Source organism: Rhodococcus sp. T2V (genome assembly GCF_029269925.1).
Lineage (GTDB): Bacteria > Actinomycetota > Actinomycetes > Mycobacteriales > Mycobacteriaceae > Rhodococcus_F > Rhodococcus_F koreensis.
Map to the genome: position 1 here is coordinate 1 of NZ_JARJBD010000454.1, position 320 is coordinate 320.

At 72.5% G+C, this 320-nt stretch carries 1 protein-coding gene; it reads left to right on the forward strand.

All coding sequences use genetic code 11. From position 1 onward, the window contains the following. Positions 1-136: 136 nt before the first annotated feature. Positions 137-320, forward strand: a 184-nt coding sequence (locus P3H15_RS54805) for a hypothetical protein (protein WP_276144928.1), incomplete at its 3' end; no start/stop codon positions are given.

Below are 320 nucleotides of genomic sequence, written 5' to 3' on the forward strand. Positions count from 1 at the left end.
TGGTCGCGGCGTGGCGCGACATGGTCGGTGATTGCGGCGGCGGTCGCGCCGGCCGCGTCGGCGAGAACGGCCAGCCGACGCGCATCCGCCGTTTCACCCCGCTCTCGCCGATCGCCGTCGCCGCCGGGGCGTTGCCGTGTACTCCCCGCGCCTGATGTCGGCGGCCGCCGGCAACGAGACGGTCGTCGAGGTGCTGACGAGGTTGCACGACTACCGGTTGCTGCTCGTTACCGCCGCTGCCCTGCTCGTCGTCGTCGACGTCCTGCGCCACCGCGCGCACAGGTGGTCGCAGATGCTCGAATCGGTGGTCCGGCAGGCCA